General features: G+C 36.5%; 12 protein-coding genes, 6 pseudogenes and 1 other annotated feature. Of the genes and pseudogenes, 5 read left to right on the forward strand and 13 right to left on the reverse strand.

Annotated features, from left to right (window positions below; all coding sequences use genetic code 11):
* Window positions 1-97 precede the first annotated feature (97 nt).
* Window positions 98-1,327: an aspartate kinase gene (locus tag ACEWFJ_RS16225; protein ID WP_473692555.1), complete on the forward strand. Its 1,230-nt coding sequence runs from the start codon at window positions 98-100 to the stop codon at window positions 1,325-1,327.
* 548 nt (window positions 1,328-1,875) lie between these two features.
* Here ACEWFJ_RS16225 and ACEWFJ_RS16230 read toward each other — a convergent pair.
* Complete coding sequence (locus ACEWFJ_RS16230; RefSeq protein WP_473689235.1) at window positions 1,876-2,343, reverse strand: hypothetical protein; 468 nt, start codon at window positions 2,341-2,343, stop codon at window positions 1,876-1,878.
* Window positions 2,344-2,693: 350 nt separating this feature from the next.
* Window positions 2,694-3,676, reverse strand: a pseudogene (asnA, locus tag ACEWFJ_RS16235) (aspartate--ammonia ligase).
* A 72-nt stretch (window positions 3,677-3,748) separates the two neighbouring features.
* Window positions 3,749-4,009, reverse strand: a binding site (T-box leader).
* Between the two features lie 173 nt (window positions 4,010-4,182).
* Between asnA and ACEWFJ_RS16240 the strand changes: the two are divergent.
* Window positions 4,183-4,527, forward strand: coding sequence for a hypothetical protein (locus ACEWFJ_RS16240; RefSeq protein WP_473692557.1), 345 nt, complete (start codon window positions 4,183-4,185; stop codon window positions 4,525-4,527).
* A gap of 80 nt (window positions 4,528-4,607) precedes the next feature.
* On the opposite strand, the gene ACEWFJ_RS16245 is transcribed toward ACEWFJ_RS16240, so the two are convergent.
* The 3 genes and pseudogenes from ACEWFJ_RS16245 to ACEWFJ_RS16255 all read right to left on the reverse strand — a co-directional run bounded on the left by ACEWFJ_RS16245 (window position 4,608) and on the right by ACEWFJ_RS16255 (window position 6,508).
* On the reverse strand, window positions 4,608-5,288 hold the full coding sequence (locus ACEWFJ_RS16245) for a sigma factor-like helix-turn-helix DNA-binding protein (protein ID WP_473689236.1): 681 nt from the start codon (window positions 5,286-5,288) through the stop codon (window positions 4,608-4,610).
* Entirely contained in the window at window positions 5,179-5,541 is a 363-nt protein-coding gene (locus ACEWFJ_RS16250) for a sigma factor (protein WP_473689237.1), read from the reverse strand. Before ACEWFJ_RS16250 ends, ACEWFJ_RS16245 begins: the two co-directional genes overlap by 110 nt.
* Window positions 5,542-5,657: 116 nt before the next feature.
* Window positions 5,658-6,508 (reverse strand): annotated as a pseudogene (locus tag ACEWFJ_RS16255) (NAD-dependent epimerase/dehydratase family protein).
* 565 nt (window positions 6,509-7,073) lie between these two features.
* Here ACEWFJ_RS16255 and ACEWFJ_RS16260 point away from each other — a divergent pair.
* Window positions 7,074-7,249, forward strand: a pseudogene (locus ACEWFJ_RS16260) (DUF3934 family protein).
* Between the two features lie 464 nt (window positions 7,250-7,713).
* Window positions 7,714-9,350, forward strand: a pseudogene (locus ACEWFJ_RS16265) (peptide ABC transporter substrate-binding protein).
* A gap of 470 nt (window positions 9,351-9,820) precedes the next feature.
* Here ACEWFJ_RS16265 and ACEWFJ_RS16270 read toward each other — a convergent pair.
* The 8 genes and pseudogenes from ACEWFJ_RS16270 to ACEWFJ_RS16305 form a co-directional block, all read right to left on the reverse strand.
* Window positions 9,821-9,916 (reverse strand): annotated as a pseudogene (locus ACEWFJ_RS16270) (recombinase family protein); the annotation flags it as partial.
* Between the two features lie 193 nt (window positions 9,917-10,109).
* On the reverse strand, window positions 10,110-11,207 hold the full coding sequence (locus ACEWFJ_RS16275) for a HupE/UreJ family protein (protein ID WP_473689238.1): 1,098 nt from the start codon (window positions 11,205-11,207) through the stop codon (window positions 10,110-10,112).
* A 97-nt stretch (window positions 11,208-11,304) separates the two neighbouring features.
* Window positions 11,305-11,679 carry an S-layer homology domain-containing protein gene (locus ACEWFJ_RS16280; RefSeq protein WP_473689239.1) on the reverse strand — a complete coding sequence of 125 codons (375 nt, stop codon included), beginning with the start codon at window positions 11,677-11,679 and terminating at the stop codon, window positions 11,305-11,307.
* 259 nt (window positions 11,680-11,938) lie between these two features.
* A complete protein-coding gene (locus ACEWFJ_RS16285; RefSeq protein WP_473689240.1) occupies window positions 11,939-14,728 on the reverse strand; it encodes a discoidin domain-containing protein in 2,790 nt (929 codons plus the stop codon).
* Window positions 14,725-15,117, reverse strand: a complete 393-nt coding sequence (locus tag ACEWFJ_RS16290; protein ID WP_473689241.1) for a hypothetical protein — start codon at window positions 15,115-15,117, stop codon at window positions 14,725-14,727. The genes ACEWFJ_RS16285 and ACEWFJ_RS16290 overlap by 4 nt, the downstream gene beginning before the upstream one ends.
* A gap of 714 nt (window positions 15,118-15,831) precedes the next feature.
* Window positions 15,832-16,467 carry a LysE family translocator gene (locus ACEWFJ_RS16295; RefSeq protein ID WP_473689242.1) on the reverse strand — a complete coding sequence of 212 codons (636 nt, stop codon included), beginning with the start codon at window positions 16,465-16,467 and terminating at the stop codon, window positions 15,832-15,834.
* A 19-nt stretch (window positions 16,468-16,486) separates the two neighbouring features.
* Complete coding sequence (locus ACEWFJ_RS16300) at window positions 16,487-16,975, reverse strand: YqcI/YcgG family protein (protein ID WP_473689243.1); 489 nt, start codon at window positions 16,973-16,975, stop codon at window positions 16,487-16,489.
* 36 nt (window positions 16,976-17,011) lie between these two features.
* Complete coding sequence (locus ACEWFJ_RS16305; protein WP_473689244.1) at window positions 17,012-17,593, reverse strand: DJ-1/PfpI family protein; 582 nt, start codon at window positions 17,591-17,593, stop codon at window positions 17,012-17,014.
* Between the two features lie 142 nt (window positions 17,594-17,735).
* On the opposite strand from ACEWFJ_RS16305, the pseudogene ACEWFJ_RS16310 reads away from it, so the two are divergent.
* Window positions 17,736-18,171 (forward strand): annotated as a pseudogene (locus ACEWFJ_RS16310) (Lrp/AsnC family transcriptional regulator).
* Window positions 18,172-18,523: the final 352 nt, after the last annotated feature.

The raw sequence follows: 18,523 nt of genomic DNA on the forward strand, positions 1-18,523 counted from the left end.
CTTACAGGAATGAAAGGGATCTATATTTCCCATCTTATGTTTAACAACATTCTTCCTAATTTATTAACCAATATTAAATTGAAAGTGGGCTCTCATGATGGAAATTATTGTTCAAAAATTTGGAGGTACATCCGTTGGAAGTATCGAACGTATTCAACATGTTGCGGATTTAGTCATTGAAGAATATGAAAGAGGACATGGAATTGTAGCGGTCGTTTCCGCGATGGGACATAATACAGATGAATTAGTATCTTTAGCTGCTGGCATCACAGATCAGCCTAACAAACGAGAAATGGACATGCTACTTACAACAGGTGAACAAATTTCAATTTCTTTATTAACAATGGCTCTGCAAGCGAAAGGTTATGCTGCAATTTCACTAACAGGCTGGCAAGCAGGTATTACAACCGAATCTGTTCACGGCAGCGCAAGAATTACCGATATTGATACAGAGCGTATTCAATCTCATTTACAAAAAGGAACAATTGTCGTTGTAGCCGGTTTCCAAGGATTAAGCGCAGAACAAGAAATTACGACGCTCGGCCGCGGCGGGTCTGATACAACTGCAGTCGCATTAGCTGCAGCATTAAAAGCAAAAAAATGTGATATTTATACGGATGTAACAGGTGTTTACACAACTGATCCACGAGTTGTAAAAGATGCTTACAAATTAGATGAAATTTCCTATGATGAAATGTTAGAACTCGCCAACCTTGGTGCTGGTGTACTGCATCCAAGAGCAGTAGAATTTGCGAAAAATCATAATGTTATTTTAGAAGTTCGCTCAAGTATGAAACAAGAAAACGGAACAATCGTAAAGGGAGAATGTGACATGGAACAACAATCAATCGTAAAAGGCATTGCATTTGAAGACAATATTACGCGCGTAACGATTAAAGGATTACAACAAGGAAAACTTTCTACAATCTTCTCTACATTAGCGAGTGCTCATATTAATGTAGATATTATTATTCAAAGTATTACAAATGAAGGAACTGTACATTTATCCTTCTCTATTCATTCGAATGACTTAAAAGAAACATTAGCCGTACTAGAAGAAAATCGTGAGGTTATGCACTATGAATCTGTAGAATATGAAAATCATTTGGCGAAAGTATCAATTGTTGGATCAGGTATGGTGTCTAATCCAGGTGTAGCTGCTCAAATGTTCTCAACATTACAAGAAGAAAATATTCATATTAAAATGGTAAGTACATCTGAAATTAAAGTCTCTGTAGTTATTGATCGTCTTAACTTAATAAAAGGTGTGGAAGCACTTCATGAATCGTTTATGGCAAAAATCGAGCCTCTCGTATCAGTAAATTAAATAAAACAAGGGATGGAGAAGTTATCAAGACCTAAATCACAAAACTCCCTAAATAAAGGAGAACACATATTAGTCATGTGTTCTCCTTTTTTCTTTTTCTCAAACTCAAGCCTCCTTTAATGAAGAAAGATTAGATGTATGTGCGGTTTTTAGCTGCATTTGTTGCAATGTTTACTTTATTACTTAAAGAAACGTTTTTTCATTAATTGTGAAGTAATAAAGTGAAACTTCCATCAGTGGAGAGTTTTTTCATCTCCCACTCATGGCTAGTTGAACCAATCGGGCTTTTACGGGCAGTTATCCCCTACCTATCTTCCTCGCTTCTCTCTCAATCTTGAGGTAGGGGTCTTACTGCCCGTTAATGCGGGATAAAAAAGGATCAGCCTTGATTTTTAGATAAGGTAAGAAAGCTTGTATAAGTTAATAGATGGCAATAGGTAAGTTTCCACTAATGGATTGATGCGTAGGTTAACTTTACCCATTGTCATTTATATCTTGATATAAATTATTAGACATCCAGGTTATAGCATAATTGGTATAACCATTACTTAGAAGCCACCCATACCCATTCCTGGGAAACCACCCATGCCCATTCCTGGAGGACCACCCATGCCCATTCCTGGGAAGCCACCCATACCCATTCCTGGAGGACCACCCATGCCCATTCCTGGAGGACCACCCATGCCCATTCCTGGGAAACCACCCATACCCATTCCTGGAGGACCACCCATGCCCATTCCTGGAGGACCACCCATGCCCATTCCTGGGAAACCACCCATGCCCATTCCTGGGAAGCCACCCATACCCATTCCTGGGAAGCCACCCATACCCATTCCTGGGAAGCCACCCATACCCATTCCTGGGAAACCACCCATGCCCATTCCTGGGAAGCCACCCATACCCATTCCTGGGAAACCACCCATACCCATTCCTGGGAAGCCACCCATGCCCATTCCTGGGAAGCCACCCATACCCATTCCTGGGAAGGCTATAATACGTTGAGAATCTAATGTCATGTTTCCACCTACTTTTTCATAAATATTTCATAGTCTTTTACATGCTATGCTTAAAAAAAATAAAGGAGCTTATTCTCCTTTAAAGTTAGGCAGACTAACTACCAATAACACGTTTTATGTCAATAAATTTTCACTTCCTGCACCTTGTTACGCCTCCCGCTGTGGCCTACGTCCCCTTCTTAACAAATGACCATTTGTTCCGTTATCGTTATATACATGTTAGACTACAGTTTCAACCTCTAGGTATGTAGTATGAGATGTATGAAAAAAGAGGATATATGCCATCATGTTGGGCATAGTATCCTCTTCTAATTATAGTATATTTATCAATTGCATCCCTTGTTTTCTTTTTAGAACAAGTGAATGTTTTGCTTTTTGCACTCTTCACGCATGTCATCTGGCCATACAGAAGTTTGAACTTCGCCAATATGTGCTTTGCGTAAGAAGTACATACACATTCTTGATTGTCCAATGCCACCGCCAAGTGTAAGTGGAAGTACGTCCTCTAAAATACCTTTATGGAAATCATATTCGCGTTTGAAATCTTCCCCTTTTATTGTTAATTGTTCATCAAGAGATTTGCTGTCAACACGAATGCCCATGGATGATAATTCAAATGAAGACTGGAGTACTGGATTCCAGAATAAGATATCTCCGTTTAATTTCCAATCATCGTAGTCAGATGCACGTCCATCATGTTTTTCACCAGAGCGCAGCGCCCCCCAATTTCGCTAATAAAGACTGCACCGTATTCTTTCGCAATCGCATGCTCACGATCTTTCGGTGTTAATTCTGGATATTTATCTTCAAGCTCTTGAGATGTGATAAATACGATATCTTCCGGTAAGTACTTACCAAGGAACGGGTATTTTTCAAATAAATGACCCTCTAATTCTTTGAATATTCCATAAATTGTTTGTACTGTTTCTTGTAAGTAATCTACTGTACGCCATTCTTTTTGAATAATTTTTTCCCAATCCCATTGATCAACGTAAATGGAATGCGTTGCATCAAGCTCTTCATCGCGGCGAATTGCGTTCATGTTTGTATATAAACCTTCACCAGCTTCATATCCATATTCATGCAGGGCAAATCTTTTCCATTTTGCTAGTGAATGTACAATTTCTAACTCTTCTCCTGAATGCAGCATATCAAATTCAATTGGACGCTCTACACCGTTTAAGTGATCGTTTAACCCTGATTTTTTCGTTACAAATAATGGCGCAGATACACGGAATAATCCAAGACGTTTTGATAATTGCTCTTCAAAAAATGTTTTAACTTCCTTAATTGCGATTTGTGTTTCTCTTACTGTCATTAATGTTTGGTACATGTTGTTTTCCTCCTAAAATGTTTTGATGTAGTGAGGAAAGAAACCAATAAAAAAAGCCCTTCTTTCCCAAAAAACTGGGACGAAAGGCTTTGGTTCCGCGGTACCACCCAAATTAGCAACAGAGGTTGCTCACTTATTCAGTACGGAGACTAGAGATATCTCGATACTGTTCTTCTTGTAACGGCGAAGTTCCCGGCTAAGTCTACTTTCCTAAAAAGGATTTCGGTTAGCGACTCCAGGAGGTTCTTCATAACAGGCTTCGTATCAGGCTCACACCACCCCTGACTCGCTTGGACTACGTCCTATTACTACTCTTCCTTTCACAGTCGTTTTACTGTCACATCTCTGAAACATTTTATTAATGTTTATTCTATACAAAAAAATAAGAAAGTCAACAAAAAGTTTTAAAATATTTTTCAATTCTTTATTTTACGCATTTTCGAATAGTATGTAATAAAAAATATTGGAACTTGGTTCCATAAATACAATGTGTCACACTAGGACTTATCATTACTTTCACGGGAATACTCTTGTTCTTGAAAGAGGATAACATGTATTTTCTCTCTATAAATACAATCATATTTGCAGCAGGAATTTCAATTGTATTACCTTCTATCATTTTTCATATTGGACAAATAAGCGAAGAAAGAAAAGGAGTTGCGATGGCACTTTATACATTTACTTTATTTTTTGGATCTAGTGTAGGTCCGTATATCGGGACAAAGATAATGTTTAAATATGTCGTATTTATTATTTTCTCTATCTTATTCTTATTTATCCTAATGTCATTTTCTTTACGAAAAAAGCAACATTATTTCTACGAAAAGATACAAATTAACCAAAATGATTAGTTTACATACAATACATTTTTTATTACAAATAAGAGTTGCTCTAACAGTCATCTCACAACTTTTAGAGCAACTCTATACTTTTAATGTATAGTAATGTGCTTAAGTTTATCAGGATTCACAACATAAAATATTCGCTCAATCTGATTCGTATTTTGCTTCCAAGCGAAACTGAAAACACCAACCACCTCTTCATCTTTTAATATGAGAGCGCCTAGCTGATTATTTACCATGATAGCTTGTGCTTCTTTTCCTTTGAAAAATTTTGTAGCAATTGCAGATAATAAGCCCAGAACACGTTTTTTACTAATAATTTGATTAATAGCTGTAGCGACATTCCCTCCCCCATCTGCAATAAGTATTACATCGCTAGTAAGAATTTCTGAGATTTCTTGAACATTACCTCGCGATAAGGCCGAAATAAACTTAGTGATTTGGTCTTGTTGAATTTCATATGGTGTATACTCCTCACCGAAAGATACATTCATTTTCTGCTTCGCACGGCTAAACACTTTACGGCAATTTATTTCCGTAATATTTAGTAAGTCAGCAATTTCATTATGTTTTAAATCTAATGCTTCTTTTAAGACATAAACGGCTCTCTCTGTAGCAGAGAGTTTTTCCATAAGAACAACAAATGTATAATATAGTTGGTCATCTTGAATGATTTTCTCTGAAGGGTCCCATTGCATGCCCTGTACAATAGGTTCTGGCAACCAAGTACCAACGTAAGTTTCTCTTTTTTCTGCTCGACTGTAATTCATTTACACAACGATTTACAACCATTTTGCTTACATACGACTTTATGTTTTTAATATCAGTTGGATGAATTTCTTTCATCTGCAGTTTTATAAATATATCATGGACAATATCTTCGGCATCGCTTAGAGATCCCAGCATTTTGTATGCTATAGAAATAAAATAAGATTTGTACAATATGTATAATTCACTTACATCCAAGTTATTTTGTTCCACGGTAGTCCCTCCCCAAAACCCTTTAATCCGTAAATCTATCATAATATAAAAAAAGAAATACCCCAGAAAAAATTTCCTAGGGTATACCTATGCAAATTTCGCTAAAAAAAATCTTACAAAAATGGCCTTCTTATGACAAAAATTATATTAAAAAAATTCTACAAATTATGTTGAAACCCATTAGACCAAGAAGGATGAATGGGTTCCCATCCATATTCCTTTCGAGCTTTTTTATTGGAAGCGCCGCGCTCATTACGATTACTACCAGCTTGACGAAGAGGCTGAGGCGCACCAATTGCAGAAGCATAAACAGGCAGCCAAACATTTCCTGGTGCAGGATGATCATCGACAATGTTAACAGGACCAGATGGCCAATCTAGAGCTAATAATGCAGCTCTTGCTGCATCGTCTACATGAAGAAAAGAAAATACACCATCAGTTGCTACAACTTCTTTCCGGCTTACCTGATCGGCAATCTTTCCATCTATCGCATACCAAGTTCCTGGACCATAAAGCGTTCCGTAACGAAGTATAACAAATTCCGGAATTTGAGAAACTTTTTCTTCTAACACCGTAATGCCTTCTATCGTCGTTTTTCGTGGAAACGGAGCAGCAATGTCCAACATTTCTTCTTCTATAGCAGGCGTGTCTCCAGGTTCATATGCCCATGAAATACTTTGTGCAATTATTCGTCTAACTCCCACCGCTTTTGAAGCATCTACAAGATTTTCTGTTCCCTTAATTCTTATTTTTGCATTATCAACCAAGCTTCCTGCACTTAACGATGTAAGTTGATGAATCACTACATCCGGCTGACTTTTTCCAGTGCTGTAAATACAGCATCTCGATTTAATGCATCTGCCACCACTGGCTTTGCACCCATTTTTGTCACTGCACTTCCATACGAGTCATCACGAATCATCCCAAATACTTCATGACCTTTTTTTACTAACAAAGGAATTAAAGAACGTCCGATTACACCTGTTGCACCAGCAAGAAAAACTCTCATTTCTATACCTCCATAATACATTTTTTAAAATTTAATAATTCGGTACCTTTAGAATGAAAAAATGACTATAAAATGTACTCTTTTTTTACGTTCATATTTAAGACAAATTGATCATGTAATGTGTGACATAACTATAAATATAATCACAAAATTTTTCATATCTCGGACTTTTTTTCTTTTTATGAAACGTAAAACTAAAAGATAACAATTCATATATATTTTTTGAAATATTACCAAAAATCTATTTTCTAAAAAAATATTGTATAATATTAATAAATTCAAGATTAAACACCTTTTACATAACACATTACTATCAACAAAAATTAAAAGAGTCCTAACTGTGAAGGACTCTTTTTTCTACTTTAAAAGATTTCTATTAGCGGGATAAACCTGAGGATTTTGCGCATTACTGTCCATGTTATGATATACTATTATATCCTGCTGTTCATTTTTATGAGCAACTGTCGGAAAGGAAAAAGTCATAAACCCAAATTTTATTTTAAAGATTTATTGACTACTGTGGAAACAGATTTGCTATACAATAATAACGGAGTGATTATATTATATGAGTAAAGCTAAAGGTAAAGGTGGAACAGGTAGAGGAACAGGCAGTAAGGGCTGGAACCGATGGAAAGCCAGTGCCAACAAAAAAAGAGTGCCAAACCTTATACAAGCAAAGGTGTTAAAAAAGCGGGTGGCGCAAAGACAAACAGTAATACAGGTGACAAATCCGAAAGATAGGGACTGCTATTTACGCTTGGTATCTTTCGTGTAAGTGTAAGATAGATGTTGTGTGGGTTTATTTTGCGGAGAAAAGCAAAGATTTAAAACAACAAAACAAGTGGTTACTCATTGTAAAAAGACAACTTTTAAAATTCATTAATACGATAATCTATATTATGAAAAAAGCTATTCTTTTAGTAAGTACTTATACAAAAGAATAGCTTTTTTATGATGTGGATACAATTTTCTATTTACTCGATGACGATATGACAGAACCACTTATAGAAATTTTCAAGTTATATTTAAAGCACAATATCGTAATCCTTTATTTTAATCGTTTCTATATTTCATGTTCATTTCTTTTCCTCTACACGAACTATATCATACAATTCCTATAAGTTTTTATTAATTCTAAGTTTATTTTATTGAATTTTCAGAAATATAAGTTTATACTTATGGACAAATAAACGGGAGGACGAAAAATGCAACCAAAACTAAAACTGTCCATTGTTCTTATTCTTATGCTTTCTATTATTTTATCAGCATGTAACCAAAACAAATCAGAAACAGCCACTACTCAAACGCAAGAAAAAAGAAAACCAGTTTTAAATATTGTAGAATCAGGCGAAATCTCAACTTTAGATTCTTCAATTGCCTCGGATGGCTTATCCTTTGGCGCTCTCAATAACGTCATGGAAGGCTTATACATGCCTGGCCTTGAGGGAAAACCTGTACCTGGAGCTGCAGAATCTCATACAGTGAGTAAAGATGGATTAACCTATACATTTAAATTGCGTGATACGAAATGGTCAAACGGCGATCCTGTAACAGCTCATGATTTTGTGTATGCATGGAAACGTGCAGTAAACCCTGAAACAGCTTCAGAATATGCACAAATTCTATTCGATATTAAAAATGCGAAAAAAATTAATAAAAAAGAACTTCCTTTAAATGAATTAGGTGTAAAAGCACTCGATAACAAAACATTAGAAGTTCAACTTGAACATCCTGTTCCATACTTCCTTGGATTAATGGGATTTGCCACATTTTATCCTTTAAATCAAAAGTTCGTAGAATCACAAGGGAAAAATTTCGGATTAGAAGCTAAAAATGCAATCTATAACGGACCATTCGTACTAAGTGAATGGAAACATGAACAAGAATATAAAATGACGAAAAATCCAAATTACTGGGATAATAAAAATGTAAAATTAGAAGAAATTAATGCTCATATCGTCAAAGATATTTCAACAGCTGTCAATCTATTTGAAGCAAAACAAGTAGATCGAGCAACTATTAACGCTGAATTCGTAGATAAATACAAAGATAGTGATAGCTTAAAAAAATTAGCACGACCAACAACAGTTTTCTTACGTTTCAATCAAAAAAATCAAGTTCTTGCAAATAAAAATGCGCGAAAAGCCATTAGCTTAGCTTTTGATAAAAAAGGCGTTGCTAATACAATTTTAAACAATGGTTCTATTCCAGCCAATGCACTCATTCCACAGGGATTTGTAAAAGGACCTGATAACAAAGATTTTCGCAGTACAAGTAATGTAAAACTAGAGACAAATGTTGCAGAAGCAAAAAAATTATGGGAACTTGCTAAAAAGGAATTAGGTACCCAAACTATAACACTAGAAATTTTAAGCACTGATGATTCGAATGATAAAAAGATTACCGAATTTTTAAAAGGCGAACTAGAAAAAAATTACCAGGATTAAGCATTACATTAACGCAACTTCCTGTTAAAGTATATTTAGAGCGTGAATCTAAAGAGGATTACGAAATTTCCCTTTCTGGATGGGGGGCTGATTATCCAGACCCAATGACATTCTTAGATATGTTTATAACAGGTAGCTCATTTAACCGAATGAACTATTCCAATCCAAAATACGACGAGCTTATCCATAATGCTGGTTCTTCCCTACTAACAGATTTACCTGCTCGCTGGAAGGCATTCCAAGATGCCGAAAAAATTCTCATAGAAGATGATACAGCTATTGCTCCTATTTATCAGGCTGGACTTGTGTATCTGGAACGACCATACGTAAAAGACGTTTGTATTCGACCTTTTGCTGGAGTGTATAGTTATAAATGGGCGTATATTAAACAGTAAGGGAAATTATCATTGTAACTAAATAATAAAGTTGTTTAAAAAATATTATCAAGACCTAATTCGTAAAAAGTCATAAAAAATAAAGGGTGATACATATTAGTCATATATAATATGTATCACCCTTTTACTTCTTGTTCAACAATCGTGCTCTTACATTTAATAACTAATAAGTTTTTTATTAGCTATTAAATGTAAGGGCTTTTTTATTATTTCTAATTTTAATTCAAGTAAAAAGCAGAGCTTCAGCAACTCGTGCCTGACCATTCGAACCTATTGTTCTAATTTAATGTTTTCTCTTGAATAATATTTAACTAGCATACTGAAGGTTCTTTTTTAAAATTCCAGGAAAACGACTAGTAGGCAGCTGGCCTTTTCTCTACAAGGATACTGAAAAGATATAAGACAGACATAGTGATTTTGGCCACTTAATTATCCTGCGTTTCAAATTATTTAATTGAATCCTGCTAATATCATTTTATAAGTATCTTTCTTTTAGCTCGGATTAAGGTACTTTTAGAAATTCCGGGCATTTCCTCTACATGTCTATAAGAGTAGGTTTCTAATAATCCTCCGACACATACTGTGAACCCCGATCAGATATGATCTCTTCACGAGCTGCCTGTCAGCTACGAGGCGACTAGGCCCTTACCTCGACCGGACTATACCAGCTAGTTGTGCCTGACTTGGCTAGACACGCAATAATAAAAAAGAACTAGCAAAAATACCGCTAACTCTCGTATTGATCAATAAATGGCCTAATTACAATCTTTGAATCAACCAATAAAATGCCAGCACAAAAATAAGGCAAGACGTTGAGATCGTCATTTTACGATACCAAGGGAACCTTCGCAGCCATATCAAGAGGGGCAGTACTAGGCATAAGATCAATAGTTGGCCTGTTTCCACACCTAAATTAAACATCAGGAGTGAGCCAATCAGATTTTCTTTTGGAAGTCCTGTTTCAGCTAAAGCCCCGGCGAAGCCCATACCGTGAATCAGGCCAAATATGGCTGTCAATATCCATCTCCATTTCGCCTTTTGAACAAACATATTTTCCACTGCCACATAACAGATCGTCAGGGCAATCAAGGCTTCGACCCAATGCGAACTGACCTGAATACGGTCGGTGGCCACCAAGAATAGTGTTATGCTGTGGGCGATTGTAAAAGCAGTAACAATTTTCAACGCATCCTTGAAGCGAGATGCGATTAATACTAAGGATAACAAAAACAACAAATGATCATAACCTGTCAAAATGTGTTCGATTCCAAGCTTAAAGTATTTCCACAAAACAGCGCCAATCTTAGGCTGGGGAACGTCGCTCAGATTATCACTTTTAGTGCTATCAATATGGGGAAGGTTGATCAGAATATCTCTATTAGTGCTATCAATCATATCCTGCTGAAAATATTCCCCTGCATGGACCATGAGTACACTCGTATGAGCAGGCGCATCGTCAAACACCAGATCGTAATGAAGATTAAATTGTTTGATTTCTTCATCGGCGATAAACTTTAGTTGAAATTCCACGCCTCTTGCGGCACCCTTTTGCGCCATGTTCATCGAAACCAATTCCATCGTTAAGGGCTTCGAATCTGCATCTATGCGAAGACCTTTCTGTAGATAGGATTCGATTTTTTGCGAGGCCAGTTCATCGTTCACCAGATTATCCAAGTCAGTACCGAATTGTGGAAACAAGTCTCTTTGTTCAATAAAAAGATCGTAGAGAATCTCGTTCCCTTCAATGTTTAAATCCGAGTAATTCATATTTATGGAATGCGCAAGTGAAGTTGTGGCAGTCCCAAAAAATAATAAGATCATGATGATGAACATGGACAGAAATGAACGCTGCTTCATAGTGGAACCCCTTTTCATGAAATGTTAGTAATACAACCTGCAATATAGTTTATCCGGTTACGAACGTTCAATCTGCAACTTGAACATGTTGCTCGACTTATTTCAAGCTGTCCAAGAGTGTTTTTACTTGTGGGTTAAGGGTCAATGCGTTCAGAACGATTGTAAGCGCCTCTGCGCGTGTGGAGTTGCCCTTCGGATCAAATAAGCCATTGCCCTTGACGCTGATGATTCCCGCTTTTTCCGCATCCTTGATTTGATTTGCTGCATAAGAGCTTGCGCTTGCTATATCCGCAAAGTTGCCTTTGGAAGCACCTTTGTCCACTTTACTTAAGTCTACAATACGGGATAGAATAATAACCATTTTTTCACGGTTAATCGTTTTGTTCGGCTTGAACGTCCCATCATCATATCCGGTAATCACTCCTGCGCTAGCAAGCTTCTCAATGGCGTCTTTACCCCCAGTGTCTGTCAATATCTTTCACAACAACCGACTGGACAACAATTAGGTCAATTTCTACACCGACGGCGCCAGCGACTGTCACATTACATATGAAATATGAGCCGGTATCCCGTTGCAGAGCGAGGAAATGCAGCTTTAGTACACCTTGGGTACCATTAATCGTCCAAATAATGAGGGGGAGAAAATTGATCTCCCCCGTTTCATTACCGATCCATCCTAAATGTCGCTAATGTGATGACACCTGCGTGAATTCAATACAATAAATTAGAAGCTAATTCTTTACAGTTTCTGTTTCAAGGACGCTAATTTCCGCAGCCGATGCCCAGCCGTTAACACCCGCCGTTGCTTCGAGCTTGATATATGATGCATCTGTCGGATCAAAAGTTGTTACTTTCTCCGCATTGTCGTTTGCCCAAGTTCCGCTTGCAATTTTAGTAAAAGTCACTCCATCTGTACTTACATAAACGTTATATCCTGTAATATTTCCGTTGCTGCCTGATGGCCTTGGTAAATACGCGACCTTATCGATTGGATAAGTTCCTCCAAGATTTAATGTGATTGATTGAGGAAGTACATCAGATTTATCCCACTTTGTATGCCAAAAAGTTTGTGAATTTCCGTCAATCGCCATGGATGCTGAATTATTTTCACCAACCGTTTCCTGACTTGTCGCCGTTGCCGTCATTTGAGACTGAGGAATCTTATTAACCGTTACTTTAATGCTTGTTGTCAAAGGCACGTTATTGGGATTTTTCACCCCAGTTGGCAAAGTTACAGTTCCATTGACAGTGAAGGTCTGTAAAGTCTTTACAGTGGGATCATAGTTTGAAGCATCTACATTCCATGTCACATCGGCATCCACCCTGTTTTCTAGATCGGAAACCAAGGATACTGTCTTTGGCAATCCAAGGGCGTCCGCTGTCTTCGCCGTTCCGATTGCCAACCCTGTTATGTTAGCAGGCGCAGTGATGCTGTTTAAATTAAAACTTTGAGCCTCAATGTCAATATCCTGCGACGAACGGTTATACATGGAATCGTCGGCGAATACCCTGAGTATATATGGAGTAGTCGGCGACAAATCTGTAAACTTATAATGTCTGTATTCATCGAATGGTTTGTCTAGCGGCAACGAAAGGCTGTTAAACGATTTGTCCACTTTCCCCGTGAGCTTGTTGATAAGCTGAATATTATATTCCAAAACGCGCACATTGTCATTTGCTTGCTTAATTGTAAAAGCAAGTTCGTTGTTTTTGTAGGAATCGACCGTAATACCCTCTTCAAACTGCGGAGCTATGAGTTCTCTTATATCGCTCCTGCTATAGGTAAAGGCCTCTTTGCCTTCACCAACGACTTTTACAGAAGGTGTGCCTACATATTCATCTGTACTTAAATTATACTGTTTGATGATAATTTTTGAACCGTAAACCTCTATGAAATTCGCGATGCGAGGTGTGGTTTTGTAATTGATATACGAGCCTTCTATATATCCGCCGTACGGACCGTTATCAATATAGCTGGAATATGAACTCGCACCGCTGTCGAGATACGTAGCCGCACCTTGATAGTGAGAACGTTCGTCGGTCGGGTCGTATTGCGTATGACCTGACATATATACCACCTGCGAAAAATTATTGTCGGCAATATATTTACCTACATTATTACTTGCCGCGCTGCTCCATGCCGATCCCCACACGGTTCCGCTTATAGGGTAGTGAGAAGATACAAATATGGGTTTGGTTGGATCGTAATCCGCTTCTTTTTTAATTTGGTCGAGGAAATTTTTGGTTTTTCCCACCGTATTGTCGTTGTTATAATTTCCGTCAAAACCCACAAAATTATATCCTTTTACCTTTACCCTATAAGCACTATTAAAGAAATTGTTATCGTATGAATTCGTTGAGGCGTTCCACGCGCCCGCCGAACCGACAGGTATAAATTGTTCGGCGCCGCCCATATCATGGTTGCCTCTTACCATATAAAGCTTCGTATTGTCAAACAGACCCTCACCTTTAAGTTTATTGTATATGTCTGTCAGATTTTTCATCCACACATATTCATTGGCGTTGTTACCGCCGGTAACGTCGCCAGGAATAAAGAGTACGTCGGCCTGTGGGAATAGTCTCAGTTCTGTTCTGTAATCTTTTTCAATACGCGCGATTGTTGCGGGATTAGCACTTACTTCCGGGTCGCTGTCCACAATCATATTTAAACCGGCGGGAGTTAATGTTTTATTGCTTTTTTGATAAATGAATATGGCGTTGTTTAGTTCACGTTCGTAATAATTGATGGTTTCCTGTGTATATAATTTTTCTTTTTGCGTTGTTGCAACCGTAGATGTCGTATTCAAGACCTTTTTCAAATGATCAAAATCGGTTTCGCTGAAGCCGTTGCCGAGACCGTCTGCTATTATTTTATTTGCTTCTGATATTTTGTCGTTAAGTGCGTTCATATCTACTTTATTTACAGCGTAACTATTATAATTAGCTTGAACTACATCACTGCTAAATGCACCTTTCCAAACATTCAGATCAGCTATATCGAATGAATTACCGCCATGTTTGCCTAATCCGTCGCTACCTATATTTAATGGGTTCGATGTATCTAGAGTTCCGATTCCCAGCGAAGTTTCAGTCATTTTGTAACCATCAATATACAACGATCCGAGCATTTTATCTCTGTCTACAACAAATGTCACGTAACGCCAATTGGAAGCATTAAACGTGTCGCGCCCAAATTTCACTGATGCGGTCGGGAATCCTAAATTCATATTGATCGAATTAGCTGATGTATAAATCGCCCATCCTTCGTTAGAGCTCTTAGTAAAATCCTTGTTTGATAATATTACCTGATTATTGCTAGTGTCACCCTTATACCAGAAGGATGTGGTAAAACTGTCATTACCAAAATTCAAGCTATGCTTCGTACCGACATAATTGCCGTCTCCGCTTTCTAAGTGCAGAGCTTTGGTCCCGGGTAATACACCGGCTACATAACTATAATTTCCTTTCCCTTCCAAGTTCTCTTGATTTGCATCGTCCTTTAAATTATTGTCGAATTTCATCGATGCAATAAGGGGTTGGCATTTAATACTGCGTTCGTGGGTAATGAAGTTTTTTTGTCACCATTTGATGGTAAACCAACTACAACGCGTAATTTTTTACCAATATCATTTAACGTTACGGTGTAGCTTTTGGATGTACCACCCGATTTGACATTAATATATTTATCGCTTATACGTGATTCCTGTACTTGCCATTGAAATGTGAGATTTTTACCATTTGACCCATGACCCATGATTGCACTGGCGGTGATCGTTTGACCGTAAACTGGCTGCATATTGTCGATTTTGACGAGTTTGTCGTCCGATTCGTTTGCAAGTGCGTCTGCGGTGGTCGATAACATAACGAATATCATCGTGAATACGAGGGAAATGGATAATATTCTTTTCATTACAGAAAACCTCCATATTTTAAGTATTTTAAGAGTCTGTTCAAAAAGCTTGTAAAATTGAGTGAAAAACAAAGCCGTAGTGAAACTTTGATGCGGAACTCATTGATTATATCGATCATGTCGACGACTCCGTTGTGCTGGAGAAGGTCGCTCCGCTTTACAAGGATGGCGGGCATCCTCCCATCGATCGGGATGAGAGGAGATTTTTCGTCACGTCAATCCCCCTTTCGGTTCCAATATTGGAACCTTGATTTTCTCCTTCTCCTACTCCTACTCTCATTAAACTGAAATGGTGCTTTTTGAATAGGCTCTTTTTGAATTGTAATGTAAAAATATTATATTTATATTTTCTCAGAGTTAATTTATTGTAAAGTATGAAAATTTAGATTTATATAAAATAATGGGATTATAGATAAAAGTATCTAGTATATTCAAGGAAAACTTAATAGTTCATCAACCAAATATTTTCTTTAAGGGGTACCGCCACATCGCTATCAAGCTAAGTTTATGCAAAGTCAATTATAGTGGAGGTCGTTTCTTTTTTCTAAAGGCTACGTGTAGGGAATTTAAAGACCCCCCAGGGATCAACGAATTCCTGAGGGGGTACCTGCGTAATATAACATATTTACAATTACGTTGCGTTTGGGTTTAAAATGCGTATCTTTTTCATTTACATTATAACCACTATATTTAAGTTTATAAGAGTTATGCTTTTTAGATAAAATTAATTACTTGTTTTATAAACTCGTAACCAAAATAACCACTAAATCCGAATAGTACTATTGCGGCAGATATAGATACCCATTTAATAAAGGTTGGATTTAGAAAACGTCTAGTAAAATGAACAAAGCCTAATAAGACCATATCATGCATAAAGATACCTAATAAAATACCTACAGCTATTAATATAAATGTAGATGTACTTGCATTACCTAATGAAGAAACTAGAACCGGACCAAAGACCCCTATCCAAAATACAATATTAGCCGGTGATATAGCAATCATAAAACCAGATAAATAAGCTGTTAATAAAGATTTATTAGGATCTTCTCCCTCTATGTTAACTTCTGACTTTGCTTCTTTAATACTTTCTATTCCAATAAACATTAAAAACCCAAAACCTAGTAGCCACATAACTGCCTCTACCCATGGATTGGTTAATACACTAGAGAACCCTAGATAAATCAGGACTATTAAAGATAAATCTACAGTCATTCCTCCTATACCTACAAACCAACCATGTACGAAACCATTTCTCATTCCTTGTTTAGTCATTTGGACAGTCATAGCACCTGCAGGTATTGATAAAGATAAACCTAACAAAATATATGTAAAAAGTGTTACAATCATAAAAATTCTCCTATTTTAGTCAATTACTATTCTTTTCATTAAATTGTGCATGAAAAGGACACTTACCTTTAATCGATTCATTATCATCTGTTATTACATATTGTTTCCATTCTCTTTTATCTGGAGCATCATATCCACCTAAATCAGGGTGGATTGGCATACCCTCAACTTTAGATTTGATTAATTCAATAGCTTTTTTTCCTTGTTTTATTTCATGTGAGATATCAGCAAAAATTCTTCGAGATTGAAAAATTAGAATTAAACATTTGCCCACGTTTCTAGTAATACGTTGTTTATAAAATGGAGCATTAGCAGAAATAAATATAGGCTCTTTATCAAACACAAACCCCCAATTAGATGACCACTCTTTTGGGCCATGTTCGTTAAGGTATTTTAAGATATTCCAAAAATAAGTATTGTAATAATCAAACCCTTCTCCTTTTTCCTCTGGTTCAACAAATAGAACTAGAGCATGGCGATTTTTCACATTACTTCTAGCAAGCTCCAAAAACTCACAAAGTACCCCTTTGTTGAAGATCAATGCCTAAAATCCCATAAGATCCTTTACATGTTTAGCGTTCTTTTTAGATGTTAGCTTTTCAAGTAATAAAAATGCAACATCAAACGCTGTACCTGGATTTGAAGATGTAATAATATTTCCATCTTGAACAATTAAATCATTTTGTACTATTGCACCGAAATTCTTTAACTGCTCTTTTCGTTTACTCGTTGGATGACTGTATGTGGTGGCTTTTTTATCTGTAAGAATTCCACTTTTACCAAGCGCTAATGATGCAACACAGATACTGGCAATAGGCTTCTGCTTGACATAAAAATGTTGAATAACATTTAAGAATTCTCTACTGTATGCATCCCGATAAAAACCAGCTTCTTCAAACCCTCCTGGAATAGCTAGTGCATCAAACTCATCTAATTGAATATCATCAATCGTTTTTTCGGGTATGACAGTAAAATTCCAAGTACAGGTTAATTTATTCCGAAGACCAACTGTTACGACCTCGGTTGATCCATCTCCCTCCCATTTATTCCAACCTAGTACATCTGTAAATACACTAGCTTCTACTGCTTCCAATCCGTCAGCTAATAATAATAAAATCTTTTTCATATCGCAAATCGCCTCCTAATATCCTTATTTTATACAAATATAGAAGGCTGATAAATAAGTTTAATAAGGATATTTGATCGTTTGGCTTTATTATATAAAGAATTTAGGTTATTCTATTTTATAAAAAAAGGTTGGATAATTTATGGATCAAATTGATAAAAAAATCGTGGGATTATTACAGTCAAATGCAAAAATTTCAATGAAGGATTTAGCAGAAGCCGTTCACTTATCTTCTCCGTCAGTAACTGAGCGAGTACGGAAGTTAGAGGAGCAACAAATTATTGAAGGTTACCATGCACATGTTTCTCTAAAAAAATAAACCGTCCAATTTCTGCACTTATATTGTTTAAATCAAAGGATTGTAAATCATTAGCTAACTTTTGCTATAATCATCCAGATGTACTTGAGTGTTACAGAGTAGCAGGGGAAATTAGCTATATTGTCAAATTAGCAACGTATTCTGTAGAAAGTTTAGAACAATTTATTGATGATTCAATGCAATATGGTACGCCATCAACGAATATCGTGTTATCTTCTTATGAAAAAAAATAATTGCTCCCTTTATTAGTGAAGAATAAAAATACTGGCATAATCAATTAACTATCGCTTACTCAATAATCCTTAATCCTTTAAAAATAGCCCTGATTTTTCTGACTTGTATAAAAGAATCAGGGTCTCTAATCATTTTTATCGTTTTGGGGAAGAATGTGTTTCTTAACTTGATAGCGATGTGGCGGGACCCCAGACACAAAAAAACGAATCATTTGATACGGTTAAAATAATCTATTTGGCAAAATAAAAAGTAGTTATCAAAAATGATAACTACTATGAAATCAAATATTATTTTATTGATTTTCTTATAAACCATTTCCTAAATAAATATACTAATCCAATTAAAGCTAAAACAGTAATAATAATTCCTGGAATCCC

It is taken from the genome of Bacillus sp. EA-CB0995, from assembly GCF_055814245.1.

What these genes read in the sequence shown, in the direction of transcription:
- ACEWFJ_RS16230 (WP_473689235.1), bottom strand. Translation starts at nt 2,343, where the DNA reads ATGACATTAGATTCTCAACGTATTATAGCCTTCCCAGGAATGGGTATG.
- ACEWFJ_RS16275 (WP_473689238.1), bottom strand. Translation starts at nt 11,207, where the DNA reads ATGAAGCAGCGTTCATTTCTGTCCATGTTCATCATCATGATCTTATTA.
- ACEWFJ_RS16225 (WP_473692555.1), top strand. Translation starts at nt 98, where the DNA reads ATGGAAATTATTGTTCAAAAATTTGGAGGTACATCCGTTGGAAGTATC.
- ACEWFJ_RS16290 (WP_473689241.1), bottom strand. Translation starts at nt 15,117, where the DNA reads ATGAAAAGAATATTATCCATTTCCCTCGTATTCACGATGATATTCGTT.
- ACEWFJ_RS16285 (WP_473689240.1), bottom strand. Translation starts at nt 14,728, where the DNA reads ATGAAATTCGACAATAATTTAAAGGACGATGCAAATCAAGAGAACTTG.
- ACEWFJ_RS16250 (WP_473689237.1), bottom strand. Translation starts at nt 5,541, where the DNA reads ATGATAGATTTACGGATTAAAGGGTTTTGGGGAGGGACTACCGTGGAA.
- ACEWFJ_RS16305 (WP_473689244.1), bottom strand. Translation starts at nt 17,593, where the DNA reads ATGAAAAAGATTTTATTATTATTAGCTGACGGATTGGAAGCAGTAGAA.
- ACEWFJ_RS16295 (WP_473689242.1), bottom strand. Translation starts at nt 16,467, where the DNA reads ATGATTGTAACACTTTTTACATATATTTTGTTAGGTTTATCTTTATCA.
- ACEWFJ_RS16245 (WP_473689236.1), bottom strand. Translation starts at nt 5,288, where the DNA reads ATGAATTACAGTCGAGCAGAAAAAAGAGAAACTTACGTTGGTACTTGG.